24 protein-coding genes and 1 pseudogene are annotated in these 25,239 nt (G+C 64.3%); 12 read left to right on the forward strand and 13 right to left on the reverse strand.

The window, feature by feature from the left end; all coding sequences use genetic code 11:
* Positions 1-27: 27 nt before the first annotated feature.
* From ccoS to MIC97_RS19640, 3 genes and pseudogenes are all read left to right on the forward strand, one after another.
* A pseudogene (ccoS, locus tag MIC97_RS19630) lies at positions 28-171 on the forward strand (cbb3-type cytochrome oxidase assembly protein CcoS); the annotation flags it as partial.
* Between the two features lie 278 nt (positions 172-449).
* The gene (gene nirK / locus MIC97_RS19635) at positions 450-1,952 is read left to right on the forward strand and encodes a copper-containing nitrite reductase (RefSeq protein WP_239801666.1); all 1,503 of its coding nucleotides are present in this window, start codon (positions 450-452) and stop codon (positions 1,950-1,952) included.
* A 189-nt stretch (positions 1,953-2,141) separates the two neighbouring features.
* Entirely contained in the window at positions 2,142-2,363 is a 222-nt protein-coding gene (locus tag MIC97_RS19640; protein WP_239801667.1) for a DUF1858 domain-containing protein, read from the forward strand.
* 2 nt (positions 2,364-2,365) lie between these two features.
* Here MIC97_RS19640 and MIC97_RS19645 read toward each other — a convergent pair whose 3' ends face one another.
* A complete protein-coding gene (locus MIC97_RS19645) occupies positions 2,366-3,070 on the reverse strand; it encodes a Crp/Fnr family transcriptional regulator (RefSeq protein ID WP_239801668.1) in 705 nt (234 codons plus the stop codon).
* Between the two features lie 207 nt (positions 3,071-3,277).
* Here MIC97_RS19645 and MIC97_RS19650 point away from each other — a divergent pair, with 207 nt between their 5' ends.
* Entirely contained in the window at positions 3,278-3,718 is a 441-nt protein-coding gene (locus tag MIC97_RS19650; protein WP_239801669.1) for a pseudoazurin, read from the forward strand.
* Positions 3,719-3,820: 102 nt separating this feature from the next.
* Here MIC97_RS19650 and tauC read toward each other — a convergent pair whose 3' ends face one another.
* From tauC to MIC97_RS19670, 4 genes are all read right to left on the reverse strand, one after another.
* Entirely contained in the window at positions 3,821-4,678 is an 858-nt protein-coding gene (gene tauC, locus MIC97_RS19655; protein ID WP_239801670.1) for a taurine ABC transporter permease TauC, read from the reverse strand.
* Positions 4,675-5,448: a taurine ABC transporter ATP-binding protein gene (locus MIC97_RS19660; protein WP_239801671.1), complete on the reverse strand. Its 774-nt coding sequence runs from the start codon at positions 5,446-5,448 to the stop codon at positions 4,675-4,677. Before MIC97_RS19660 ends, tauC begins: the two co-directional genes overlap by 4 nt.
* Positions 5,449-5,547: 99 nt before the next feature.
* Positions 5,548-6,576 carry a taurine ABC transporter substrate-binding protein gene (gene tauA / locus MIC97_RS19665; protein ID WP_239801672.1) on the reverse strand — a complete coding sequence of 343 codons (1,029 nt, stop codon included), beginning with the start codon at positions 6,574-6,576 and terminating at the stop codon, positions 5,548-5,550.
* A 203-nt stretch (positions 6,577-6,779) separates the two neighbouring features.
* Positions 6,780-7,895 carry an alkene reductase gene (locus MIC97_RS19670; RefSeq protein WP_239801673.1) on the reverse strand — a complete coding sequence of 372 codons (1,116 nt, stop codon included), beginning with the start codon at positions 7,893-7,895 and terminating at the stop codon, positions 6,780-6,782.
* A 248-nt stretch (positions 7,896-8,143) separates the two neighbouring features.
* Between MIC97_RS19670 and MIC97_RS19675 the strand changes: the two genes are divergently transcribed.
* Positions 8,144-9,295: an LLM class flavin-dependent oxidoreductase gene (locus MIC97_RS19675; RefSeq protein ID WP_239801674.1), complete on the forward strand. Its 1,152-nt coding sequence runs from the start codon at positions 8,144-8,146 to the stop codon at positions 9,293-9,295.
* Between the two features lie 236 nt (positions 9,296-9,531).
* Here MIC97_RS19675 and MIC97_RS19680 read toward each other — a convergent pair whose 3' ends face one another.
* The 4 genes from MIC97_RS19680 to MIC97_RS19695 form a co-directional block, all read right to left on the reverse strand.
* Positions 9,532-10,806 (reverse strand): TRAP transporter large permease, encoded by a 1,275-nt coding sequence (locus tag MIC97_RS19680; protein WP_239801675.1) that lies wholly within the window; start codon positions 10,804-10,806, stop codon positions 9,532-9,534.
* Positions 10,803-11,279: a TRAP transporter small permease subunit gene (locus MIC97_RS19685; protein WP_239801676.1), complete on the reverse strand. Its 477-nt coding sequence runs from the start codon at positions 11,277-11,279 to the stop codon at positions 10,803-10,805. The genes MIC97_RS19680 and MIC97_RS19685 overlap by 4 nt, the downstream gene beginning before the upstream one ends.
* 62 nt (positions 11,280-11,341) lie before the next feature.
* Entirely contained in the window at positions 11,342-12,340 is a 999-nt protein-coding gene (dctP, locus tag MIC97_RS19690; protein ID WP_239801677.1) for a TRAP transporter substrate-binding protein DctP, read from the reverse strand.
* 63 nt (positions 12,341-12,403) lie between these two features.
* Complete coding sequence (locus MIC97_RS19695; RefSeq protein ID WP_345773568.1) at positions 12,404-13,315, reverse strand: PfkB family carbohydrate kinase; 912 nt, start codon at positions 13,313-13,315, stop codon at positions 12,404-12,406.
* Between the two features lie 126 nt (positions 13,316-13,441).
* On the opposite strand from MIC97_RS19695, the gene MIC97_RS19700 reads away from it, so the two are divergent.
* The 5 genes from MIC97_RS19700 to MIC97_RS19720 are packed head-to-tail and all read left to right on the forward strand — an operon-like array spanning position 13,442 to position 18,158.
* Complete coding sequence (locus tag MIC97_RS19700) at positions 13,442-14,446, forward strand: SIS domain-containing protein (protein WP_239801678.1); 1,005 nt, start codon at positions 13,442-13,444, stop codon at positions 14,444-14,446.
* Between the two features lie 4 nt (positions 14,447-14,450).
* The gene (locus MIC97_RS19705) at positions 14,451-15,158 is read left to right on the forward strand and encodes a GntR family transcriptional regulator (protein WP_239801679.1); all 708 of its coding nucleotides are present in this window, start codon (positions 14,451-14,453) and stop codon (positions 15,156-15,158) included.
* A 31-nt stretch (positions 15,159-15,189) separates the two neighbouring features.
* Positions 15,190-16,125 carry an ornithine cyclodeaminase gene (locus MIC97_RS19710; RefSeq protein WP_239801680.1) on the forward strand — a complete coding sequence of 312 codons (936 nt, stop codon included), beginning with the start codon at positions 15,190-15,192 and terminating at the stop codon, positions 16,123-16,125.
* A gap of 39 nt (positions 16,126-16,164) precedes the next feature.
* On the forward strand, positions 16,165-17,322 hold the full coding sequence (locus MIC97_RS19715) for a LacI family DNA-binding transcriptional regulator (protein WP_239801681.1): 1,158 nt from the start codon (positions 16,165-16,167) through the stop codon (positions 17,320-17,322).
* Positions 17,319-18,158, forward strand: a complete 840-nt coding sequence (locus MIC97_RS19720) for a TIM barrel protein (protein ID WP_239801682.1) — start codon at positions 17,319-17,321, stop codon at positions 18,156-18,158. The genes MIC97_RS19715 and MIC97_RS19720 overlap by 4 nt, the downstream gene beginning before the upstream one ends.
* Positions 18,159-18,241: 83 nt before the next feature.
* Here MIC97_RS19720 and MIC97_RS19725 read toward each other — a convergent pair whose 3' ends face one another.
* The 4 genes from MIC97_RS19725 to MIC97_RS19740 are packed head-to-tail and all read right to left on the reverse strand — an operon-like array spanning position 18,242 to position 22,522.
* Positions 18,242-19,090 (reverse strand): MaoC family dehydratase N-terminal domain-containing protein, encoded by an 849-nt coding sequence (locus MIC97_RS19725; protein WP_239801683.1) that lies wholly within the window; start codon positions 19,088-19,090, stop codon positions 18,242-18,244.
* Between the two features lie 45 nt (positions 19,091-19,135).
* On the reverse strand, positions 19,136-20,296 hold the full coding sequence (locus tag MIC97_RS19730; protein ID WP_239801760.1) for an acyl-CoA dehydrogenase family protein: 1,161 nt from the start codon (positions 20,294-20,296) through the stop codon (positions 19,136-19,138).
* A gap of 46 nt (positions 20,297-20,342) precedes the next feature.
* Positions 20,343-21,698: an MmgE/PrpD family protein gene (locus tag MIC97_RS19735; RefSeq protein WP_239801684.1), complete on the reverse strand. Its 1,356-nt coding sequence runs from the start codon at positions 21,696-21,698 to the stop codon at positions 20,343-20,345.
* Positions 21,689-22,522: a CoA ester lyase gene (locus MIC97_RS19740; RefSeq protein ID WP_239801685.1), complete on the reverse strand. Its 834-nt coding sequence runs from the start codon at positions 22,520-22,522 to the stop codon at positions 21,689-21,691. The genes MIC97_RS19735 and MIC97_RS19740 overlap by 10 nt, the downstream gene beginning before the upstream one ends.
* Positions 22,523-22,771: 249 nt before the next feature.
* On the opposite strand from MIC97_RS19740, the gene MIC97_RS19745 reads away from it, so the two are divergent.
* A complete protein-coding gene (locus tag MIC97_RS19745; protein WP_239801686.1) occupies positions 22,772-23,914 on the forward strand; it encodes a CaiB/BaiF CoA-transferase family protein in 1,143 nt (380 codons plus the stop codon).
* A 123-nt stretch (positions 23,915-24,037) separates the two neighbouring features.
* Complete coding sequence (locus MIC97_RS19750) at positions 24,038-25,015, forward strand: LysR substrate-binding domain-containing protein (RefSeq protein ID WP_239801687.1); 978 nt, start codon at positions 24,038-24,040, stop codon at positions 25,013-25,015.
* Positions 25,016-25,239 lie beyond the last annotated feature (224 nt).

The following is a 25,239-nucleotide window of genomic DNA, read 5'->3' on the forward strand; positions in this document are numbered from 1 at the left end:
CACCCCATGGCGGCATCGGGCCTGCGGATGACGGGCAGCCTGCTCTATCTCGTTCCGCTGGCGCTGATGCTCGGCGCAGTCGCGCTCGGCGCTTTCCTGTGGTCGCTGAAGAGCGGCCAGTATGAGGACCTCGACGGGGCCGCGCAGCGCATCCTCATCGATGCCGAAAGCGACCGTATCGACGGCGATCCGGAACCTTCGTCCGGCGAGGCCACCCAACCGCACGAGAAGCGCGGCTAGAGCATTTTGCAGCCAGATGGAAACATCGGGCGGCGCATAAATGCGGCTGAAACAAAGCGATGGAGCATTTCCGGACGCAAAGATCGCGACGCGCCTTTGCTGGAATTGCTCTGGGACATCCGCATCGCAACTGTTTGTGATTGCGCAAAGTCCGTTCCGCGCGGGCCGGATAGATTCCGTCTGAAATCATCGACAAAGGAGTTTTCCCGATGAACAGAGGAAGCAGGGCCGGGCCGGACATGGTTCGCAGGCACCCGGCGCGGTGGCTGGCGGCGATGACGGGTGCATTGATGCTGGCCATGGCTCCCGCGGTGGCGCAGGAGCACAATCACGCCACGGGCACTGATTCGTCGCAGGCGACCACTGCGCAGCCTGTGGCAACGCCCGCCGACGGCACCAGCACGGCCGCCTCGCCGGCCGTCAGCTACCACAACGCCACCATCTTCACCCTGAAGACGGGCATCGCAGGCGGGCGCATGGTCTATATCGGCGTCGGCGGCGATATAGACGGCCAGACCAATCCGACGCTGATGGTGCATGAGGGCGAACTCGTGCAGATCAACCTCATCAACGGCGAGGGCGCCGAGCATGATGTGGTCATCGATCAGTATCCCGCCCGCTCCTCCATCGTCGTGGGCATCAACGCATCCTCGACCTTCTCCTTCATCGCCAACAAGGTCGGCGAATTTACCTATTTCTGCTCGATCGCCGGGCATCGCGAAGCCGGCATGGAAGGGCTGATCCAGGTCATGCCCGGACCGCGCGAGGCCATGGACACGGACGCGGCGGACATCGTGCATGATCCGGCGGATCTGCCCGGCCCCATCGGCCAGCGCGCCCCTCAGGTGGTCAAGGTCGAGATGGAGACGGTGGAGCTGAAGGGCAAGCTCGACGACGGAACGAGCTATGTCTACTGGACCTTCAACCGGAAGGTTCCGGGGCCGTTCATCCGCGTGCGCGTGGGCGATACCGTGGAGGTTCACCTCAAAAACGCGTCCGACAGCGTGATGCCGCATTCGGTCGATTTCCATGCCGCGACGGGTCCCGGCGGCGGCGCCGACTTCACCCAGATCGCGCCGGGCGAGGAGGCGGTGGTGACATTCAAGGCCCTCAAGCCGGGGATCTATGTCTATCATTGCGCCACGCCGAGCGTCGCCCACCACATCACCAGCGGCATGTACGGCCTCATCCTCGTGGAGCCGGAAGGCGGATTGCCCCAGGTCGATCGCGAATTCTACGTGATGCAGGGGGAACTCTACACCGTCGAGCCGTTCGGCACGCAGGGCGAGATGGAGATGGACTATGACAAGCTGATCTCCGAGCGGGCGGAATACTTCCTGTTCAACGGCTCCGTCGGGGCGCTCACCAAATCGCATCCGCTCTATGCGACGGCCGGCGAGACGGTGCGGATATTCTTCGGCGTCGGCGGGCCGAACTACACCTCGTCCTTCCATGTCATCGGCGAGATCTTCGACCATGTCTACACGCTGGGCAGCGTGACCTCGCCGCCCGTCACCGGGGTCCAGACGGTCACCGTGCCGCCCGGCGGCGCCACCATCGTCGACTTCAGGATCGATCGTGGCGGACACTATGTGCTGGTCGATCACGCCCTGTCGCGCGCCGAGCGCGGGCTGGCCGGCTACCTGATCGTGGACGGCCCGGTGGATGACGAGATCATGCATTCCGGCCCGGCCGGAAGCCTCGGCAAATAAACCGGGGGGCAGGAACGGGCGCGTCTGCGATGCGCCCGTTCTTCTTTCCATTAAAGCATGCCGCCCGAAGGTGAGGACCGGTTTCGGGACTACGACATGCGTAAAAACAACGGCTTAAGGCGTAAGGAGCGCATCTGAAAGATTGCGGCACGCTTTAAGTTCTCTGGCTGGAAGGGCCAGCGCTGCGCCATGCCCACCAACAGGCAGTATCGGGACGACATGAGCATGGATGAGATCATGCGGCTGTGGCCGGCGACCATCCGCGTCGTGCTCGACCATCGCCTGCTGTGCGTCGGCTGTCCGATTGCACCCTTTCATACCGTGGAGGACGCGATACGCGCCCACAAGATCGACGGCGACGATTTCCGCAACGCCCTGATGAAGGCCATAGGCGGCAGCCGGCAGGGCTGAGTTCAGGGCCGGCCGGTCCTGCCATCGGCCAGCAGAAGCAATCCGTGCGGATCGGTGATGCACACCTGCATGCGGCCGGAGCCGACCAGCCCCTTTTCCTCCCATGCGGTCAGCAGCCTGCTTACCGTGTGCAGCGTGGTGCCGGTCATTTCGGCGATATCCTGCCGCGACAGCGGAAAGTCGATCAGAATGCCCTTGTCCGTCTTGCGCCCCGACTGATGGGCGAGCCGCAACAGGGCATGGGCGACGCGGCGCTCCACCTGCTCTGTGGCCAGTTCCATGACCTGCGTCTGCATGTCACTGAGGCGGGCGCCCACCGTCCTGTACGTGGTCGTGCCGAAGGTGGGAAAAGCGGCGGCGAACTCGGACCAGAGCTTGCCCGGCCAGCTCAGCAGCACGCAATCGACGACGGCTATCGCGCTGGCCGGATAGGTGCTGCGCGCCAGAGCCTGCGCGATGCCCAGCAGCTCGCCGGGAACGATGTAGCGCACGATGATCTGCTGGCCGTCGACGGTGGATTTCACCACCCGCACTTTTCCATCGAGCAGCACGAAGAAGGAATGTGCCTCGCCATCCTGCCCGAAGATCGCGGCATCCTTCTCCACCCGCAGCGACCGGGCGCTTCGGAGAACGGCGTCCAGATCGGCGGCATCCAGACCCTCGAACGGAGGCAGACCTGAAATCAGGGAACGGTCAAGTCTGCTCACATTCATCGGTCCCTGGATTGTATGCGTACGGGCGGATTCATCCTTAGCGACTTTCACATGAACGCGATATGTCGGGCAAGCTTGTCCCGCGGCATGATGATCTCTGCTTTTCCTGTTCTGTTTGCGTTTTTGCAAAGTCACGCTGAGCGCGCGCGCCTAGAAACAGCACAACGTCAGACGTTGGAAACAGAGTGAAAGGCAAGAAAAATGAAATGGACGCTCACGATCGCGGCAGCACTTGCAGGCTTGCTGCTGGGTGGCGGCGCGCAGGCTGCGGACCATCAGGTGCAGATGCTCAACAAGGGCGACAAGGGCGCGATGGTGTTCCAGCCCGACTTTATCGCGGCGGCTCCCGGAGACACGGTGACCTTCCTGCCGACCGACAAGTCGCATGATGCCGAAAGCGTCAAGGGCATGCTCCCGGAAGGGGCGACGCCCTTCAAGGGAAAGGTGAATGAGCAGATCACCGTTACGTTCGACAAGGAGGGCGTCTACGGCATCAAATGCACGCCTCACTACGGAATGGGCATGGTGGCGCTGATCGTCGTGGGCAATCCGGTCAATCTGGAAGAGGCCAAAGCCGTCAAGCATCCCGGCAAGGCCAAGAAAGTGTTCGCCGAACTTCTGGAACAGGCTGCGGCGAACTGACATCGGAACGAAGTCAGGCGGTTTACCGGGGGCTAGCTGCGATGCAGCCGGCCCCCGCGGCGCTGACGGCAAGCCTTCAGCCTGTCACCTGCCGTCGGCGTTTCATTCCCGCCCGGCCCATGGCACCAGCCTGCGCTCAAGATTGCGGATGGCGAATTCCAGCAGGAAGGCGATGGCCGCGATGACGAATATGCCCATGATCACCACGTCGGTGACCAGAAACTGCGCCGCCGACTGGATCATGAAGCCAAGCCCCTCGGTCGCGGCGATCAGTTCGGCGGCGACCAGCGTGGTCCATCCCGTTCCGAGCGCGATGCGCAAGCCGGTCAGGATCGAGGGCAGGGCGTCCGGCAGCACCACATGGCGGATCACCTGCGCGCGCGAGGCGCCGAGCGTGCGCGCCGCGTTGACGCGGTCGCGGCTGGCGCTCTTCACCCCCGAAGCCGTCGACAGCGCGATCGGCGCCAGCATGGCGATGGCGATCACCAGCACCTTGGACGGTTCGCCGATGCCGAACCAGATGATGATCAGCGGCAGATAGGCGAGGGGCGGGATCGGCCGCAGGAACTCCAGCAGGGGATCGAAGATGCCGCGCCCGACGGTGCTCAGCCCGATGGCGAGGCCGACCGGAACGCCGACGGCCAGCGCGGCCGCCAGTGCGGCGAAGACGCGCCCGAGGCTGGCGCCCAGATGGGTCCACAGCGAGGCGTCGGCGAAACCATTGGAGGATACGGTGACGAATTTTCCTGCCACCGCGGCGGGCGAGGGCAGGAAGACCGGCGACACCAGCCGCAGTTCCGCGGCCAGCGCCCAAAGCGCGATGAGCACGGCAAGCGTCGCGAGGCTGATGCGCTGCGAGGTCCAGAACCGCTTCCTGCGCGTCGGCGGGGCCTGTCGTGCAGCGGCGGCTCGCGGCGCGGCGGGCGCCGGTTTGGCAAGCGTGCCGGATACGGTGCTCATGCTGTTTCTCCCTCGAAGATCGCGGCCGACAGCTCGGCCCGGGCGGCGATGAATTCAGGGTCGGCCTTGATCGAGGCGATCGGCTCGCCATCGGCGTAGCGCCGGCCGAATGCTGCCTCCCGGCTCCATACGATGCGGCCGGGCCCCGGCGCCATCACCACGATGCGAGTGCCGAGCAGCAGGGCTTCCTCGATGCCGTGCGTGACCATCAGCACCCCGGCCTCCGCCGAGGCCCAGATGTCGAGCAAAAGGCTCTGCATGCGCTCGCGCGTCAGCGCGTCCAGCGCGCCGAGCGGTTCGTCCATCAGCAGGAAGTCGGGTTCAGCGGCCAGCGCGCGCGCCAGCCCGACCCGCTGGCGCATGCCGCCGGAAAGCTCCCAGATGCGCTTGTCGCCGCTGTTGTCGAGACGCACTTTCCGCAGCAGCGCATCGGCCTGCGCCTGCCTGCGCCCGGGTGCCACGCCGCGCATGCGCAGCGCGAAGGCGACGTTCTCGCGCACGCTCAGCCACGGAAACAGGGCATCGTTCTGGAAGACCACCGCCCTGTCGGCGCCGGGCGCGGTGATCGGCCGGCCGTCGATGGTCGCCGAGCCGGACAGCGGCTCGACCAGCCCGGCCGCGACATTGAGCAGGCTGGTCTTGCCGCAGCCGGAGCGGCCGGTAAGCACCACGAACTCGCCCGTGGCCACTGCGAGCGAGGTTTGCGCCACCGCCACATGCGGCTGGCCGTCATAATGGATGGTGATGTCGTCGAGCGACAGTTGCGGCATGTCGGAGATCCTTTTGCCACGAAGCCCGCCCCACGCCGCGGAGGCGGTGGAGCGGGCCGGTGATCGCGTCCGGTGTGGGCGTCAGGGGAGGATGACGCGTCAGTTGGACAGGGCAGCCTGTTCGACATATCTGGCGGAGACGTATTTGCCGTAGTCGGGCAGCACCGCGTCGATGCGCTCCTGTTCTTTCAGGAACTGCGACGTCGCGGTGAGCGCCTGCGTGATGGCGCCGCCAAGGAACTTATCTGAGGCCTGATCCGCCAGCGACGGAAATACGTAGCCGCCGAGGAGAAGCTCGGTGTCTTCCTGCTTCGCGCCGGTCAGCCTGCTGATCCGGGCAGCGTTCTCGGAAGCATTGTTCCAGGCGGAGGGGTTCTTCAGGAAATCGTCGTAGGCGGCTCCCGTCACCCGCGCGAAGCCGGTCACCGCGTCCGGGTTCTTCTCCGCGAATTCGGTGCGCACGATCCACGCGTCGAAGGTGGGCGCGCCCCATTCCGCGACCTTCGCGGAATCGACGATGATCTCGCCCGAGGTCCTGATCTGGCCGAGCGCGGGGTCCCACACATAGGCGGCGTCGATGTCGCCGCGCTCCCATGCCGCCGCGATTTCCGGCGGACGCAGGTTCAGGATCTGCACGCTCTTCGGGTCGACGCCCTCGTGCTTGAGTGCGGCGAGCAGGGAATAATGCGTGGTGGAGACGAAGGGCACCGCCACCTTCTTGCCGGCAAGGTCTTTGACCGAGGCGATGCCGGAGCCGTTGCGGGCCACCAGCGCTTCCGACTTGCCGATCAGGCCGACCACGAAGATGGTCTCGATCGGCAGCTCGCGGCTTGCCGCGGCCGCCAGCGGGCTCGACCCGACATAGCCGATGTCGATCGCGCCGGAGGCGATGGCGGCGATCACGTCGGCGCCGGAATCGAACTTGCGCCAGTCGATGGTCGCGCCCAGCGCCTTTTCATAGTCGCCATTCGCCTGCGGAACCTTGGAGGGCTCCACCACGGTCTGGTAGCCGATGGTCAGCTTGAGGTCCTGCGCGGCGGCCGGCCATGCCAGCGAAGCGGCAAGCAGGGCGGTCGAAGCCGCGATGACGGCGCGGCGGGTGATCGTTGGCCGGAAAATCCTGGACATGGGGCTCGTTCCCGTTCGTGTTGAACCTGAGTGCCCGTTTACGATGCAGAATCCCGCCTTTGCTGTAGAGCCAACCCATGCCAAGTTTTCCGGAGGCAGGGGAAATTTCATTTCATTCTCCGGTTGCCGCCGTCGTGCGCGTTCGGCCGGCGGCGGCAACCCGGCTGTGCGTCAGACAGCCGATATAGTCAGACAGGCGATGATCAGGCAGCCGACGGATAGTCGATATAGCCTTTGGCCCCGCCGCCGTAGAAGGTCGCATTGTCGGGCGTCGCCAGCTCGGCGCCCTTCCTCAGCCTCTCGACCAGATCGGGGTTCGAGATGAACAGCCGTCCGAAGGCGACGAGGTCGGCGGTGCCGTTCGCCACCGCCTTTTCGGCTAGTTCTGCGTCATAGCCATTGTTGACCAGCCACGCGGCCTTGCCGCCGGCATCGCGATAAGCGGTCTTGAAGGCAGCGTAATCGAAGGGCTGGCCGCCCTGCCGGAAGTCCCGGTCGCCGCCGGTCGCGCCTTCGATCACATGCACATAGGCAAGGCCGTAGGGCGCCAGATGCGCGGCGACATGTTCGAACAGCGGCTGCGGATCGGGATCGGAGGCGTCGTTGGCGGGGGTCACGGGCGAGAGCCGGATGCCGGTGCGCTCGCCGCCCACCGCAGCGGTGACGGCCTTCGTCACCTCGAACAGGAAGCGCGCCCGGTTTTCTATGGAGCCGCCATAGGCGTCGGTGCGATGGTTGGAGCCGGCACGCAGGAACTGGTCGATCAGATAGCCGTTGGCGGCGTGGATCTCGACGCCGTCGAACCCGGCTTCCTCGACCGCCGCCTTTGCGGCGCGGCGATAATCCTCCACGATGGCGGGGATCTCGTCGATGTCGAGCGCGCGGGGCTCAGACGTCTCGTCGAAGGCGCCGCTGCCGTCCTCGTTGACCAGATAGGTCTTGGCCGCCGCGCGGATGGCCGACGGCGCCACGGGCTTGCCGCCGCCCGGCTGGAGCCGCACATGCGAGATGCGCCCCACATGCCACAGCTGCACCACGATGCGCCCGCCGGCGGCGTGAACGGCATCCGTCACCTTCTTCCAGCCGGCGAGCTGGTCGGGTGCGTAGAGGCCGGGCACATTGGCATAGCCCTGCCCCTGATGGCTGATCGCCGTGGCCTCGGTGATGAGCAGCCCGGCGCTGGCGCGCTGGCTGTAATAGGTCACTGCCAGTTCGCCGGGAACCGCACCCGGAGAGCGGTTGCGCGTCAGCGGGGCCATCACGATGCGGTTGGGAAGATCGAGGGCGCCGACCTTGATCGGGTCGAAGAGCGTCGTCATTGCGGAAGCCTTTCTCGAGTGTGGAACCGTGGTGATAGATCGGCTCTCGCGGCTCGCGAAACAAGGCAAATGATTCCACTTTTGCAGGCGTTCGCGAAGCGGTTTCGCCTTCGCGGCGGACCGGCGGCGCGCAAGCCTGTTCCGGGATCGTGCGCATTATTGGAACGCTCTTTCTCGCGCCGGCCGCTGCTTCCGGCAATGTTTGCGCGACCATTCCCATCCGCAAAAGGCACGGACAGCACAGCCCCATGAGCATTCACATTCACTGGTATCTGCCCACCAATGGCGACAGCCGCGAGATCGTGGGCTCGGGCGACGATTCCCATGTCATTGAAGGGGTCAGCCGGCCGAGCTTTCGCGAGCCGAGCATCGGCTATCTCGCCGACGTCGCCCGCACGGCGGAGCGGCTGGGCTATGAGGCGGTGCTGACGCCGACCGGCACTTGGTGCGAGGATGCGTGGATCACCACCGCGGCGCTGACGCAGGCGACCGCGCGGCTGAAGTTCCTCGTCGCTTTCCGGCCGGGTCTCGTGACCCCGACGCTCGCTGCCCATCAGGCCGCAACCTTCCAGCGCATATCTGGCGGACGCCTGCTTCTCAACATCGTGACCGGCGGCGATCCGGTGGAGCAGCGGCGCTTCGGCGATTTCCTCGATCACGACCAGCGCTATGCGCGCACCGGCGAATTTCTGGAAGTGCTGCGCGGCGTCTCGAAGCCGGCGCACGAGCCCGGCGAATTCGACTATGCCGGCCGCCACTACCGCATCGAAGCGGCGCGCATCGATTTCGGCGGCTATGAGCTGCCGCAGATATTCTTTGGCGGGGCGAGTGCGGCGGCCGAGCAGGTCGCCGCCCGCCATGTCGACACCTACCTGACATGGGGCGAGCCGCCCTCGGTGGTGGAAGAGCGGGTGCGCCGCGTGCGCGACCTAGCCGCCTCGCATGGCCGCACCGTTTCCTTCGGCATCCGCCTCCACGTCATCAGCCGCGATACGGAAGCGCAGGCCTGGGCCGAGGCCGACAGGCTGATCGAGCGGATAACGCCCGAGCGCGTCGCAAAGGCGCAGGCCGTCTTCGCGCGCACGGAGTCGACCGGGCAGCAGCGCATGACGCAATTGCAGGAGGGGTCCGGCATCGCGGCCGTGACGTCGCGCAATGCGCGGGCGCTGGAAGTGTCGCCCGGCCTGTGGGCCGGATACGGGCTGGTGCGCGGCGGGGCCGGCACAGCACTTGTCGGCAGCCACGAGCAGGTCGCCGATCTCATCGGCGAATATCATGAGCTCGGCTTCGACCACTTCATCCTGTCCGGCCAGCCGCATGTGGAGGAGGCCTATCATTTCGCCGAGGGTGCCGCCGCCGTACTGCGCGCGCGCAAGCTGATCGCGCAGACCCCCGGCTAGTGCATTTTGCAGCCGGATGGAAACATCTGGCGTCGCACAAATGCAGAAATGCTCCGGGCGCAACACAAGCGCGGCCGGGATCGCTGAGCAATCGGCGGGACTGGTATCGTTGCCGCGAACCACACCCGCCGGCACGGCAGGTTTTGCCCGACCGGGCCGGATACCAGAAGCATGATCAGAGGGCGCGATGGCCATCGGGGAAACCCGCAGCCACGAAGCTGCGGGTTTCGGGTTCGTCAGAACATCAGGTCGGGAAGGAACGTCACCAGCGCCGGCACATAGGTCAGAAGCATCAGCACGCCAAAGGACGCGACCAGAAAGGGCAGGGACGCCTTCGTAAAATCCTCCACCGAACACCGGGTGATCGAGCAGACGGTGAACATCACCGTACCGACAGGCGGGGTCATCGAACCAATGGCCGTGTTAAACACAAGCACCACTCCGAGATGGACGGGATCGACACCCAGGCCCTGCGAAACCTGCATGAGCAGCGGCCCGAGGATCACGATGATCGCCAGCCCTTCGAACACCGTTCCGAGGATCAGCAATGCGATGTTGATGATCAGCAGCACGACATACTTGTTGTCCGATACGGAAAGCAGCGTGGTGATCAGGTGCTGGGGAACCTGTTCAAGGCTCAGGATCAGCGAGAACACCGAGGCCGACGCGACAATGAACATGACGCCGGCGGCGGTGAGCGCTGACTCCGTCAGCAGCGACATGGTTTCTCCGGCAGTCAGGCCGCGATAGACGATGATGCCGACGAGAAACGCATAGACCGCCGCCACCGCGCCAAGCTCGGTGGGCGTGAACCAGCCGCTGCGCAATCCCAGCAACAGCATCACCGGCATGGCCAGAGCCCACAGGGCCGCACGGCCATTGCTCAGGATCTCGGCAGGTCCCGCCCGGCTTTCACGGGCCGGTGCGAGGTTCATGCGCACTGCCGTCCAGCGCACCGTGAGCATCAGTGCAACGGCGATGACCAGTGCGGGAATGACGCCGCCAAGAAACAGCTTTCCAATCGAGGTGTCGGTCAGCAGGCCATAGATGATCAGCGCGATGCTTGGCGGCATGATCGGAGCGATCAGCGACGAGGCCGCGCTGACGGCCGAGCCATAGGCGTTGGAATAGCCGCGCTTGCGCATGACCGGCACGATGGTGCGGGCATCGATGGCTGCATCGGCATTGGCCGATCCCGACATGGCGCCCATGAATACGGAATTCAGCACCGCGATCTGGGCAAGTCCGCCGCGCCAGTGGCCGACCAGCGTTTCGCAGAAGGCATAGAGGCGATCCGCGATGCCGCCCCGCGCCATGGCCCCGCCGGCAACCACGAAAAGCGGTATCGCCAGCAGCGGAAAGGATTCCAGCCCGGAAGACATGCGCTGAGCGACGAGGCTGGTCATCATGGGGTTCATGGCGAAATAGGCCATGGAAGCGCCCAGCATGACGAAGCCGACCGGCAGCCCGAGTACAAGAAGGAGGACGAAAACAATGGCAACGACGGTCACGGACGTTCCTTCCTGAAATCCTCAGCCATGTTGAGAAGAAGACCGGCCATCACCAGGATCATGCCTGTGGCCAGAAAGGCCGCGACGATCCATTTCGGCCACCCGAGCGTGAGAAAGGTCGTGAACCTTGCCGTGGCGATCTGCGCAAATGCGGCGCGGATCACCTGCGCGCAGATGAGAAGCACGAGGATGTTCGCCAGCAGCCGCGCGAAAGGCGCATATCGCTCCGGCAACCTGTCGACGAACAGGGAAATGCCGAACAGCTGCCCGTTCATGGAAGCGCCGACCAGACCCAGCCAGACCGTGGCGGCCATCAGCACGACCGCGAGTTCCTGCGCCCACATGATCGAGGTCGCAAAAAAGTTGCGTGCTATGACGTCGGACAGGACAATGACGACCAGCGCCGCAAGCAGCAGCGCGGGCACGGTCACGCCCAGAAATTCGATAATTGAGCGCAGCGCCTTCATCGCCATCGTCTCCTCCCTGTGGGCGGAGGACCGGGCTGATCAGGGGTCAGCCCGGTCCCTCGCGCTGATCAGTTTCCTGTGGCTGCCGCCCGCACCTGGTCATAAAGGCCCTCCGGCCAGTTCGGGAAGCTGGTGTAGAAGCTTGCGGTTGCCTGACGATAAGCCTCGATATCGGCTTCGTGGAACGTCACGCCCTGTTTCTCGAATTCCTCACGGATTTCTTTTTCGAGGTCGGCGGACACTTTCGTCAGGTCGCGGCCGCCCTGACGGAATTCCTCAAGGAGAATGCCACGATCCTCATCGCTCATCTGCCGAAACACGGCCTCACTCATCACCCAGCCGGTGAAAAGATTGAAATGGCCGGTCAGGGTTATCTCCTTGGCGGCTTCCTGCCAGCCCGAGGCCCGCAAGCCGGTCAGCGGGCTTTCGGCAGCCGTAACAACGCCCTGCGAAAGGGCCGAGTAAACTTCAGCCGCTTCAACCGTGGTGGCCACGACACCGAGAGGCTGGAAGGTTTTCAGCCACGTCTCCACCGGCGGAACCCGCATGCGCACGCCCTTCAGGTCCGCCGGCGATGAATAGCTGGCGGTCCCGATCATGTGGCGGGGTCCGTCGAACCAGTTGATGGCGACGACGCGAATGCCGGCCGTCCCGGCGAGCTTGTCGTAATAGCCCTGCATCAGCGGCGAGAAGGCCAGCTTATCGGCTTCATCCGTATCGGAGACGATGAACGGGCCTTCCAGAATCGACAGTTCGGGAACGCCGAAGGACGCCAGGAACGAAGCCGAGGTGAAGGTCATCATGGGCAGGCCTTGGCTCGCCTGCTCGATGGAATCCGTGGTCGTGCCGAGCTGGCCGGAAGGGAACCCTTCAAACTTCACCCGTCCGTCGGTGCGCTCCGTAACCCGCTTCGCGGTTTCCATCACGCCCTTCCAGGATTCGCTGGTTGGCGAATTGACCGATGCAATGCGGATGGTCACGTCCTGCGCCAGCGCCGTTCCGGCCAGCAGAACAGACAGGGATGCGACAACGGCGAACATGCCGGGAGATGAATAGTGGCGTGTCATTGAGTTCCTCCTGAGATCTATGCCTAACCCACGTTCGCACGCAGCGGCACCGTCATACGGGCATCACTTTGTGAGAACGATTTCCTTCATGTCTGCCGGCCCGGCGACAGGCTTCGTGTTCCGGTAAATTTCATCGAGCGTGAGCATCGTGGTCAGATCGATGTCCATCGCTGCGCCATGCCCGAAGGCGCCCGGCGAGAGGCAGGTTTCCGCGGCGGCCGTGGCGGCTTCGCTCAGCAGCACATCCGGCGCTTCGTCGCGCAGCAGCCCGACCAGCGTGCGGGCGATGAACGTGTCGCCGGCGCCAAGCGTGTCGACAGGCACGACGGGGGCCGCAGGCACTTCATATATCCGGCCATGACCGACCAGCATGGCGCCATCCTCGCCACGTGTCGTGATCGCCCATTGAGCGCCGTTGCGCAGCGCCGCTTCGCCAAGGGCGAGGGCTTCTTCACGGCTCAGGCCGCCACCGGAAAACCCGGCGAGAAAGCAGTGTGGCGCGAGGCGGGCAATATGTGCTTCATCGCGGATGGTGGCGAAATCATAGGACACGCGGGTCAGTGAGGCGAAACGGGGCAGCCAGGCATCGATGTGGCTTGAGCGGCCCGTATGCACGGCGTCCGCCCTGCTCATCCGGTCGAGATCGCCCTGCGAAGGCGCAATGATCGACACGCCGAGATTTGCGCCCAGGAAAACCCGCTCGCCATTCTCATTGGCGATGACGCAATAGGCCGTCTGCCCCGGCATGAAACGCAGCAGCGATACATCCACCCCCTCGGCGAGGCAGGCATCGCGGATGGCCCGGCCCGCCGCATCGTCGCAGACCGCCCCGGCATAGGCGGCCTCTGCGCCAAAGCGCCGGGCAAACACGGCGTGATTGACGCAGTTCCCACCCGGAAACATGCGCTGCTGGTCGCGGTAACAGTCCACGACATTGTCGCCAAAGGCGATGATTCTGGGGGCCTTTCGTGACACGGATATGTCGTCTCCTCATCAATGTGAGAACGTTCGCAATAAATCGTCCGGCTTGTCAATGGCTGCTTGACACTCTCACGATGAAATTAATATGTCTTATGTCATCTTATCGAAAGGTGATAGCAGATGACACTCCCAGATCGCTTCCATCCGGCTGTTTCGGCCGCCCTGTCGGCCATCGATGCCGATGGTCTGCGCCATGTGTTCTTCGTAGCCTGCGGCGGCTCTCTGTCGATCATGCATCCGGCCAAGTTCATGCTCGACCAGCATGGAACGGTGGCTTCCGATGTCTACAACGCAGCCGAATTCGTGGCGCGCGCGCCGAAGCGGCTCGGTCCCGGCGCGCTTGTCGTTCTCTGCTCCATGACCGGGACGACGAAGGAGACCGCCGCCGCCGCGAAGTTCGCGCGCGAAAAAGGGGCGACCACAATCGGCCTCACCGTGGAGCCGGAATCGCCGCTGGGCAAAGCGGTTGATTTTGCTGTGAAATTCGAGGCCCCTTACACTACCGGCGTGCCGATCGATGCGCGCGACAGCAACTACTCGATCATCTACCAGATCGTCATGGGGCTTGTGGCTGCAACCGGCGGAGAAAACCTCACCGCACCGCTGATTGACAGCCTGTGCAACCTTCAGGCGGCGATCGGCAAGGCGCAGGAAACCTATGCGCCGCTGTGGGACCGCTATGCAAGGCACTTCGCCGCGCAGGATGTGATCTACACCATGGCCTCCGGCGCCAGTTACGGCGCGGCCTATTCCTTCGCCATCTGCGTGCTGATGGAGATGCAGTGGATCAATAGCCAGGCAATCCACTCCAACGAGTTCTTCCACGGACCGTTCGAGGTTCTGGACGAGACGCGCTGCTTCGTGCTGATGAAGGGTCTGGACTCCACCCGTCCGCTCGACGAGCGGGCCGATGAATTCCTGCATCGCTTCGGCAAGGCTGAGAACATTCTCGTTCTCGACGCGGCAAAGCTCGACCTGTCGGGGATCGACGAGCGTTTCCGGGGCAATGTCGTGCCGCTGATCTTTTTCGACACGCTCTGGCGCTTCATTTATAAGGTTGCCGACTTCCGCCAGCAGGTCATGCTGGACGGACGCCGCTACATGAAGAAGCTCACCGACTATTGAGGCAATGATGACGCAGGACGGCTTGCTCCCCCTCTACGAACAGGTGCGACGCAGGCTCCTGTCGGAGATCGAGACGGGCCGTCTTGCCGAAGGCAGTTTCCTGCCGCCGGAGTTCGAGCTGTGCGCGACCTACGGCGTCAGCCGCATAACGTTGCGGCGGGCTGTTGGTGAACTTTGCGACGAAGGCGTGCTGATCCGCCAGCAGGGCCGGGGCACGGTGATCGCGCCCCGCAAGCTGCAGCAATCGATCTCGCTGTCGGGATTCGCGGATGTGGTGGAAGGCAGGGGGCACAAGGCCGGCCATCGCATTCTCGGGCGCGAGGATGGCGCCGATGCGCCTGCCGCTGCCAGCCGTCTGCGCGCGGAGCGGGTCGTGCGGTTTGTGCGCCTTCTCGAAATCGATGACCGGCCCATGACGCTGGAGACCCTGTTCTTCGACGAGGAACGTTTTGCCGATGCTGTCGGGCCGGTCGGAACCGGCGAGAGCTTCTTCGCGACCCTGCGCGCATGTTATGGCGTCGAGCCGGAACATGCCGAACGTGTCATCGATGTCGGGTTCGCCCGCGCTTCCGAGGCTCAGTCGCTGGGGGTCTCCACCACTGAACCCGTCTACCAGATCGAGAAACTGGTTCTTGGCGCTGGCGGTGCCCCGATAGCCCTGTCCCATACAATCACGCCCTGCCGCTTCGTCACGCTTGCCGTGAAGAACTGAGCGGGCGGATGCGATGTCATAAGGAAATGCGATGAAGGTTTATGATGCTGCCGCGGTTCGTGCAGCTTTGCCGTGGCCCGTTCTCATCAGGGCCTTGTCGGAGGCGCATCGCGGGCCAGTTCCGGCCTCGAACGTCGTGGTGCAAGGCGATCCCGCCGGCAGCGGTAACCAGTTCATCACCCTGCCCGGCTGGCTTGCCGGCGGGCCGGTTGCCGTCAAGATGGTGGGCGTATTTCCCGCAAACGAGAAGCTGACACCGCCCCAGCCCAATGTTCAGGGGCTGGTTGCGATGTTCGACGGCTCGACCGGCGCACCGCTTCTCGTCGCTGACGGGGCCGCCATGACCGAACGCAAGACCGCCGGCGATTCCGCCCTTGGCGCTTCGCTTCTGGCGCGCGACGATGCTGAAATGCTGCTGATCGTCGGTGCCGGCGCGCTGGCGCCGCATTTCGCCGAGGCGCACATGGCTGCGCGTCCCTCCCTCAGACGCGTCATGATCTGGAACCGCACCGCGCACAAGGCCGTGGCCGTGGCCGCACAGCTTCGCGCCGGCGGCATCGATGCCGGGGCGGTGAGCGACCTCGATGCGGCGGTTCGCCAGGCCGACGTCATCAGCTGCGTGACCATGTCCGACCGTCCGCTGGTGAAGGGCGCGCTCCTGAAGCCCGGAACGCATCTGGATCTCGTTGGGGCCTATATGACGGAGTTGCGCGAGACCGACGACGACGCTCTGGTCAGAAGCCGGATCTTCGTCGACACGCGTCGCGGCATGGAAAACACCGGCGATCTCGGACAGGCGCTCGCCTCGGGGCTCATATCGCCCGACGCAATCGCCGGTGATCATTTCGATCTCGCGCAGGGCAGAGTTCAGGCCCGCCAGTCCTCTGAGGAAATCACCATCTTCAAGAATGTCGGCGGTGCGCATCTCGACGTATTCACGGCAATCGCGCTTTTTGAAGCCGGCTGAAATCCGGACCGGCCGGGAAGACCGGCCGGCGGCGCGGCGGTGAACAGGGATCTGGTGGAGGGACGTACAGTGGCGAAGAACCCGAAGGCGACGATTGCCGATGTGGCGCGGCTTGCCGGCGTTTCGACCGCCACGGCCGGACGCGTGCTCGGCCGTTACGGCTACACAAAGGAAGAAACCCGCAGCCATGTGCTGGAGGCGGCACGCAAGCTTGGTTATCGCACCAACGCTCTGGCGCGCAGTCTCATCACCGGCAAGACCCGCACGATCGGCGTCGTTGCCGGTGACATCCAGAACCCGTTCTACGCCTCGATCCTGCGCGGCATCGCCGATGTCGTCGAAAACCGGGAATTCGGCCTTTTGATCATCAACTCCGATGAGAGCCTCGAAAAGGAAATCCGCGCGGTCGATCTGCTGAGGGAAAAGCAGGTGGACGGGATCATCGTTTCGCCATGCGACACGCGCAATTCCCGCCATCTTCGCGATCTTCATGCAGAAGGCCTGCCGCTGGTGCTTCTCGACCGCACCGTGGCGGGGCTGGATGTGGATCGGGTCGCCATCAACAATATCGACGCTGCCGAGCGTGCGGTCGCCGCCCTGATTGGAGCCGGTCACAGACGCATCGGCCTCGTCGGAGAGCTGCTTGAAGGGGCCGGCGACGACCTTGAGGCATTCGTCCGCCGCGCGCTTTCCGGCAATGTCCTTTCAACCGACACGCTCTATCCAAGCTGGCAGCGGCTGCTCGGATATTTGCGCGCCCACCAAAGGGCGGGGCTCGATGTCGATCTGTCCCTCATATGCCGTGTGGGGGCCTATTCGGCAGCACAGGCCGGCGCCGCGGCATTGCCGCTGATCAGCCGGGCCGATCGGCCGACCGCGGTTTTCGCCACCGACGGCACGATGTCGGAGGGGGTCGTGCGGGCAATCGCGCAGTCCGCGCTTCGGGTGCCCGGGGACCTCTCCATCGTTTGCTTTGATGATCTCGACTGGATGGATTTCGTCGCGCCCGGCATATCGACCATGGCCCAGCCCAGGCTGGCGATGGGGGAGGCGGCTGCAATCATGCTGCTGGAACGCATCGATGGTTCGGACCACCCCGCCAGAGCGATCGAGATGCAGGCGGAGTTCATCTCGCGAGGGTCCATTTCCACCCTCGGCCAGATCATCGGGGGCCAGACCAGCGGGGAAAAGCCATGACGCTCGCCCAGACCCATATTTGCGGCATGAACTTTCATTACTTCCGGCACGGCCTCGATCGCTTTCTGGACGACGCTGAAGCGCTTGGCCTGCCACTGGTGGAGATCTGGGGCGCGGCGCCTCACTTCTATCTGGGCGACAGGACGCTTGCCGATGCCCGCGTGCTGGGCGCAAACATCCGGGCGCGGGGAATGGCGATCAGCTGCTTTACCCCGGAGCAATGCGTGTATCCGATCAACCTCGGCTCGCCGCAGGCCGAATTGCGCGACCGATCGATCCGGTATTTTCTCGAAAGTCTTGAAATGTCCGTGGAAATGGGCAGCCCCGCGCTGCTCGTCACACCGGGATCGGGCTTTGCTGACCAGTCCCGCGGCGAGGCCTTCGAGCGTTGCGTGGCGGGACTTCAGCTTCTTGCCGGTCGCGCCGGCAAGCTCGGCCAGAAGCTGTTCCTCGAAGCGCTGCCGCCGGCCTGGTCCAACATTGCGGTAACCGCAACGGAGCTTCGCACCCTCCTGGACGCCGTGGGCTCGAACGCACTCTTCGGCATGCTGGACACGGCCGGAGCCCTCGGCACCGGCGAAACCGTGACCGACTATGTCAACGCTCTGGGTGACAGGCTGGCGCATGTGCACATGATCGATTCCGATCCCGCCGGCAGCCATCTGTCATGGGGCGATGGCGTGCTTTCGGCACAGGCGATCGTCTCTGAACTGCAGGGCGCCGGATATGGCGGCGCCCTGTCGATCGAGATCACCAGTCCCCGCTATTATCTCGATCCGAAAACCGCGATGGCGCGCTCCGTGGCCGCGCTCCGCAGCGTGCTGCCGGAAGGCTGAGACGCCGGAGCGTTTCCGGGCCAGCTGTAAGGACAGGGCTTTTGCGGCTGTACTTCACAGATGCCGGCCGGCTGGCCGGGCGGTTACGCTGCCAGTTCTTTGCTGGCTGTAGCCTGCATGGTGACGCTTCCGGTATGCGAGCGGACCCAGAGCGTGTGATCCTGTGCGCTGGCTGCGGCGTTCACGGTGAAACTGCCGCCGTCAAACAAGGGCGCAATGCTGCGAAACGCGAAGCGGGCAGGCATGCGGCCTTCATTCATGCGGCAGACAAGCCGCAGAAGATAGGTTGCCTGAAGCGGGCCGTGCACCACGAGGCCCGGATACCCTTCCTCCCGCTGGCAATAGTCACGATCGTAATGGATCCTGTGTCCGTTGAACGTGACCGCCGAATAGCGGGCCAGAAGAACCGGGCTCGCCCCGACCTCATGCGAGGCGTCGGGCGACGGCTGCGGAATGTCCTGCGTGGCTCCGGCCGATGCCGTCCGGACCGGCCGGTAGACGATATCCTGACGCTCGCTCAGCACCTGACCACGGGGACCGGAATAGTCGTGAGTGACCGTGACGAAGCATAGCATGCCCGTGCGGCCGGTCTTCAGCACCACGTCAGCTATGCGGGAGCGCCGGGTCATGGCGTCGCCGACCCGGAACTCCCCCGAAAACACCAGCTCCCCGCCCGCCCACATGCGGCGGGGCAGGGCGACCGGCGGCAGGAAATCGCCGCGTGCAGGATGGCCGTCCGGCCCGAGGCCCGACATCGGCACGATATCCGGTGACAGGCACCAGTGGATGCCGGCGGGCGCCGGATCACCTTCCCCGAGAAGCGGCGCCTCGTCCAGCACGGCGGCGAGGCCGTTTGCGAGACGCGGCGAGATCACGTCCCGGCTTTCGCGGGTGGTGCCGATCCAGCTTTTCAGATGGTCCAAATCGAGCAATGCAGGATCCTCTTTTTTCGCCTGAGCCGTGACAATGCGCCGGCTTCAGAAAGAGCGGGGAAGGCCAAGAATATGCTCTGCCACATAGGACAGAATGAGATTGGTCGAAATCGGAGCCACCTGATAAAGGCGGGTCTCGCGGAATTTACGCTCCACATCATATTCGCAGGCGAAGCCAAAACCGCCGTGGAATTGCAGGCAGGCATTGGCGGCCTCCCAGCTTGCCTTTGCCGCCAGATACTTGGCCATATTCGCTTCGGCTCCACAGGGCAGGCCGGCGTCGAACTTGCGGCAGGCCTCGTTGCGCATGAGGTTGGCCGCCTCGATTTCGATATAGGCCTCGGCAATCGGGAACTGCACGCCCTGGTTCTGGCCGATCGGGCGGCCGAACACCACGCGATCCGATGCGTAAGCGACGATCCTGTCGGTAAACCAGTAGCCGTCGCCGATGCATTCGGCGGCGATCAGCGCCCGCTCGGCATTGAGGCCGGTCAGGATATATCTGAAGCCCTGTCCCTCTTCGCCAATCAGGTTTTCTGCGGGAATTTCAAGGTCATCGAAGAACAGCTCGTTGGTCTCGTGATTGACCATGTTCAGGATGGGGCGCACCTGCATCCCCTTCTTCATCGCCTCCTTCACGTCGACCAGGAAGATCGAAAGTCCCTCTGATTTCTTCTTCACCTGATCCAGCGGCGTGGTGCGGGCAAGCAGGATCATCAGATCGGAATGCTGTACCCGGCTGATCCATGTTTTCTGCCCGTTGATGACCCAGCGGTCGCCCTTCCTGACCGCCGCCGTCTTCAGTTGCGTGGTGTCGGTTCCGGTGGTCGGTTCGGTGACGCCCATGCTTTGCAGGCGCAACTCGCCGCTCGCGATCCTTGGCAGGTATTTCCGCCGCTGCTCGTCCGAACCATGCCGGACCAGCGTGTTCATATTGTACATCTGGCCATGGCAGGCGCCCGAATTGCCGCCGGCGCGGTTGATCTCCTCCATGATGATCGCCGCTTCGGTCAGGCCGAGACCCGAGCCGCCATAGGCTTCGGGGATCAGCGCCGACATCCAGCCTTCCTTCGTGAGCGCGTCGACGAATTCTTCAGGGTAGGCACGTGCCTCATCCACCTTCCGGTGATACTCGGCCGGGAAACTGGCGCACAACGCGCGGATGCCTTCACGCAGTTCGGCATGGGTTTCGTGCTGACTGTTTATGTCTTTCAAGGCAGGTCTCCGGTGGAAATGCGGGCGGCTTGTGCGATCAGCCAAACCAGCCGCGCAGCGAAGGGGCTTGCGGCACTTCGCCGAGGCGGGCCAGCAGGGCGTCGGCGCCATGGTTGAGCACGGGGCCGGCAAGTGTCCTGAACTTCGTTGCCATCGCTTCGTGGTCCGGGAAACTGTCCGGCTCGCCGGATGGGTCGGCAATGCGAAGACGGTGATCGACATCGCCTGTGCGCAGCGTCAGGGTCGCACCGAATGGATGGCGCAGCCCTTCGAGCGTTTCGTCGCGCACCACATCGACGCGATCGGCCAGCGCTTCGACCTCCGGTTTTCCGAGCAGGTCGTAATCATCCCAGCCAAAGCGCCCGCGCAACAGGGCGACGGCTGCGGCGAACGGCATCGAGAACTGGCCTTCGACCACGCTGCGGGCCCGCCGCTTTTCCTCAAGCGGAGCGCCGACAAGGGTAATGCCGTTGCGGTGCAGCCCCACGGTGATTTTCTGCACATCCGCCGGTGCAGGGCCCAGTTCCGCCCTCAGGGCGAGAATGCCGTCCACGGCGGCGTGGGTATAGCGGCAGGCCGGGTAAGGCTTGACGCCGATCCGCATGGTTTCCCAGACGCTGCCAAGGTCCGCAACAACGCGGGACGGCTCCGCGCCGTCGCTGTAGCCACCGAGAAACCCGTGCTTGCCGTCAATCGCGTCTTCGGCGCCGACAAACCCGGAATCCGCAAGGGTGGCGGCCATCAGCCCCTTCATGGCCGCTTCACCCACCTGATATCGCTTGTTCCACGCGCCATTGACGAGGAACTGAAGCGATCCGGAGGCCTGGCTGGCGGCGACCCCGAAGGCGGAGGCCATGGCGTCTCCATCGAGGCCGAGCAGACGCCCGGCGGCTGCTGCCGCGCCGAATGTTCCGGCGGTTGCGGTGGGATGAAAGCCGCGTGCGTAATGCGCGGTCGGATCCAGCGCCATTCCGAGCCGGCAGCACACCTCGAAACCGACGACCACCGCGGCAAGAAATTCCGCGCCCGATGCGCCCGTCGTCTCAGCCGCCGCCAGAGCTGCCGGGACCACCGGCGCGCTTGGGTGCAGGGAACTGTCGGCGTGGGTGTCGTCGAAATCGAGACTGTGCCCGAGGGTTCCGTTGAGCAAGGCGGCAGCCGCCGCGCCATAATGGCGGTTGAGGCCGAAAACCGTGCAGGGGCCTTCGCTGTCCATGCCAAGCCGCCCAAGCATGGCAAGAACCGCCGGCGTTGAATCCGCTTCATGCGCCGCCCGCAAGACCGACCCTGTCAGGTCCGTCACTAGTGCAAGCGCGCGCGCCGTGACTTCAGCTGGAATCTCGTTCGCAGCGAACCCCGCTGCGAAATCGGCTATGGTTCTGGTCACTGACATAGGTCGCTCCTCCCAGCCGGCATCGCATGGCGGGCCATGATCTGCCGGGCCCGTTGCACCACAGGCGCATCCACCATCGCCCCGTCGACCCGAACGGCAGCGCCGTCCGCCTGGGCCGCAAGCACGCGCTTTGCCCAGCCAACCTCATCCTGCGATGGCTCAAAGCCTCGTCGGGCGGGGGCGATCTGGGCGGGATGGATCAGCAGCTTCCCGGAAAAACCCAGCTCCACCGCATGCGCGCAATCCTCTGCGATGAGGCCGGCATCCTGGATGGCTGTGGTGACGCCGTCCAGTGGGGCGGCCTTCCCGGCGATGCGCGCTGCCATGACAAGGGTTGAGCGGGCCATCAGCAGCGACTGGCGCGTATGGGCTATGGCAAGGTCGGCGGCGAAATCGATGGAGCCGAAGGCCATGCGTTCCGAGGCCCCCGCAATCCCCACCGCGCGGTGCAGGCCGGCAGCCGATTCGATCAGAGCGATCACCGGACAGCCGCAGCGATCTGCGACCCGATGGAGATCGGCGGGTTCTTCGGCTTTCGGCACCATCACTGCGGCAAGAGGCAGGCGACGGGCAGCTTCGATGTCCGCTTCGTGCCATTCCGTGTCCGTGCCATTGATGCGCAACAGGACGGGCATCGCCTGCGGCATGGCGGCCAGCCCTTTGACGAGCAGGTCGCGCGACGCGGCTTTGGCCTCTGGCGCTACGGCGTCTTCCAGATCGACGATCACCGCGTCGGCGCCGGCGGCGGCAGCCTTGAGGAACCGTTCCGGCCGGTCGGCCGGCACGAAAAGCGGCAATGTCAGACTGGCGATTTCCCCTGGCATCGGATTTTCCGGCTCCCCTCTGGCCCGGGGAATGATGGGGACAGAGGGGTATAAAGGGAAATATATTTTTTATCTCAATTCCATAACGCAAATGTATCTCGACGCTCACTGGTGCCATCTGTTTTCGTTATGCCCGATGGAGAAAGCCGTTATTTGATGTGATGGCTGCTTTCGTCAATTCTGCCGCCGGTACGAGGATGCCTCCAACCCAACCCGGGGGGGCATCCGAAACTTCTGACGGGAGCAGACATGACCAAAACCGACCTTGCCGGCCTGCTCGTGGTGTCGGTCGAACAGGCCGTTGCCGCTCCGCTGGTTTCTTCCTGGCTGGCGGAGGCCGGCGCGCGCGTCATCAAGGTCGAGCGACCGGAAGGCGACTTCGCCCGCAACTATGACCGGCTGGTGCATGGTGAGAGCGCATATTTCGTGTGGCTGAACCGGGGCAAGCAATCCGTCTGCCTCGACCTGCGCGAGGAAACTGCGCGGGCAGCGCTGCAAAGGATGATCGCACGTGCGGATGTCTTCATTCAGAACCTCGCACCGGGGGCGATCGACAGGCTGGGCTTCGCGCCCGAAGTGCTGCGCAAGCGCCATCCGCGCCTGATCACGGTTTCGATCTCCGGCTATGGCGAGGACGGTCCGTACAGGAACCTCAAGGCCTATGATCTGCTGGTGCAGGCTGAAAGCGGTCTTTCCTCCATCACCGGCACACCTGAGGGCATGACCCGCGTCGGCATCTCGATCTGCGACATAGCTGCCGGGGCAACGGCCCATCAGGCGGTGCTTCAGGCGCTTTATGCAAGGGAGCGCACGGGGGAGGGCCGGCACATCGCCATTTCGCTTTTCCATGCGCTGACCGACTGGATGAACGTCCCCTACCTGCAGTATGTCTATGGCGGTCAGGTTCTGCCACGCAACGGCCTGACGCATCCCACCATCGCTCCCTATGGCGCCTATGCCGACCGCTCGGGGCGGGAAGTGCTGTTCTCCATTCAGAACGAGCGGGAATGGGGGCAATTCTGCGCCGAAGTCCTGCTTCTGCCCGATCTGGCCTCTGATCCGCGTTTCCACGACAATTCCGCGCGGGTGGCCAACCGCCCGGCCCTCAATGCCATCATCGAAAGCGAGTTCGGCAGGCTCGACCGGGACGAGATCGTCGCAAGGCTGGAAAAGGCGCGGATTGCCTATGGACGGGTGTCCACGCTGCAGGATCTCGCCGCTCATCCGCAGAACCGCTATGTGCAGGTCGAAACCCCCACCGGACCGGTACGCATGCTGGCGCCGGGCACGGTGGTCGACGGCATGACGACCGAGCTGGGGCCGGTCCCGGCGCTCGGCGCGCATACGGCCGAAATACTCGACGAGTTCGGGGAGGCCAAAGCTGCTGAATGAGGGGCGCTGCCGATACCGGGCTGAGCTGACAGGCACATCGGGCGCCGGGCCACATGATCCATGGCTGAGGGCAGAACGCACTATCAGGATGCGAAACCGCACCCGTTGTTGTAGTCATCCGGCATGGACATTCGCCAGCTTCGATACTTCATCGCCATCGTTGAGCAGGGCTCGTTTTCGCGGGCGGCACAGATTCTGCACATAGCGCAACCGGCGCTGTCGCTGCATGTGCGCAACATCGAGGCGGATCTCGGCACGCAATTGCTGTTTCGCAGCCCGCAGGGCGTGGTGCCGACCGAGGCCGGCGAGATCCTGCTGCGGAATGCGCGCATCATTCTCGATCAGCTCGTAGTCGCCGAAGAAGAAATCCGTGGCCATAAGAACGATCCTTCCGGCGTGGTGCGTCTGGGATTGCCGGGGACCGTCAGCGAAATCCTCTCCGTGCCGCTGATCACCGAAGCGCGGCGGCGCTATCCGAAAATCCAGCTTCGCATCGCCGAGGCCATGAGTGGGTTCGTGCTGGAATGGATGCGTGATGCGCGCATCGATCTGGCGGTCATCTACCGCAAGGTGTCGGATGCGGGACTGGCGACGGTCGAACTGCTCGAAGAGGAACTTGTATTTTTCGCGCCGCGCCGCGGTCTTGGGGAAGAGATCGCTCTGCCGCCGTCGGGCAAGCCTCTCCGCCTTGCCGATGTGGCGGGGCTGCCGATGATCCTGCCGGGAGAGGACCACGGTCTGCGCTCGCTTCTGGATCAGCATGCCCGGGCCGCCGGCGTTCAGATGAACGTCAGCATCGAGGTCGATTCCTACTCGAACATCAAGGAACTGGTGGCGGCGGGCTTCGGCTGCTCCGTACTGCCTCTGAACGCCGTTTCACGGGAGGTTCAGGCAGGCAGCCTGCGCAGCTGGAGCATCACCGACCCGCCGATCCGCCGCTCTGTTCATCTGGCCTCGTCGGTCGAACGGCCGATGACGAACGCCGTCGCGGCCATACGCGATCTGGTGCGCGAACTGCTGCACGAACTGTCGGAAAACGGCCGTTGGGCCGGCGCCACGGCCGTTCGGGAAAGCCGTTCCGACAGCAAGCGCGTCGTGTAGCCCCATATAATTTGACGCGGCACGCCCGCGCCGATGTCAGAACATTTACATATGGGGGGTGACGAATTTCTGAATTTGTCCTCCTGCCGGCTTAGCTGCCACTATCGCCTCAACCGCCCCGCTACGGCAGACCGTCGCGAAGGCGCCGAGGAGGTTTTGGCCTGTCAGGTTTCCGTCCCGCCGCATTGGGCGGGATGGCGGCGGGCATGTCAGGGAGGGCAGCC

Source organism: Aquamicrobium sp. NLF2-7 (genome assembly GCF_022359935.1).
Classification (GTDB): domain Bacteria; phylum Pseudomonadota; class Alphaproteobacteria; order Rhizobiales; family Rhizobiaceae; genus Mesorhizobium; species Mesorhizobium lusatiense.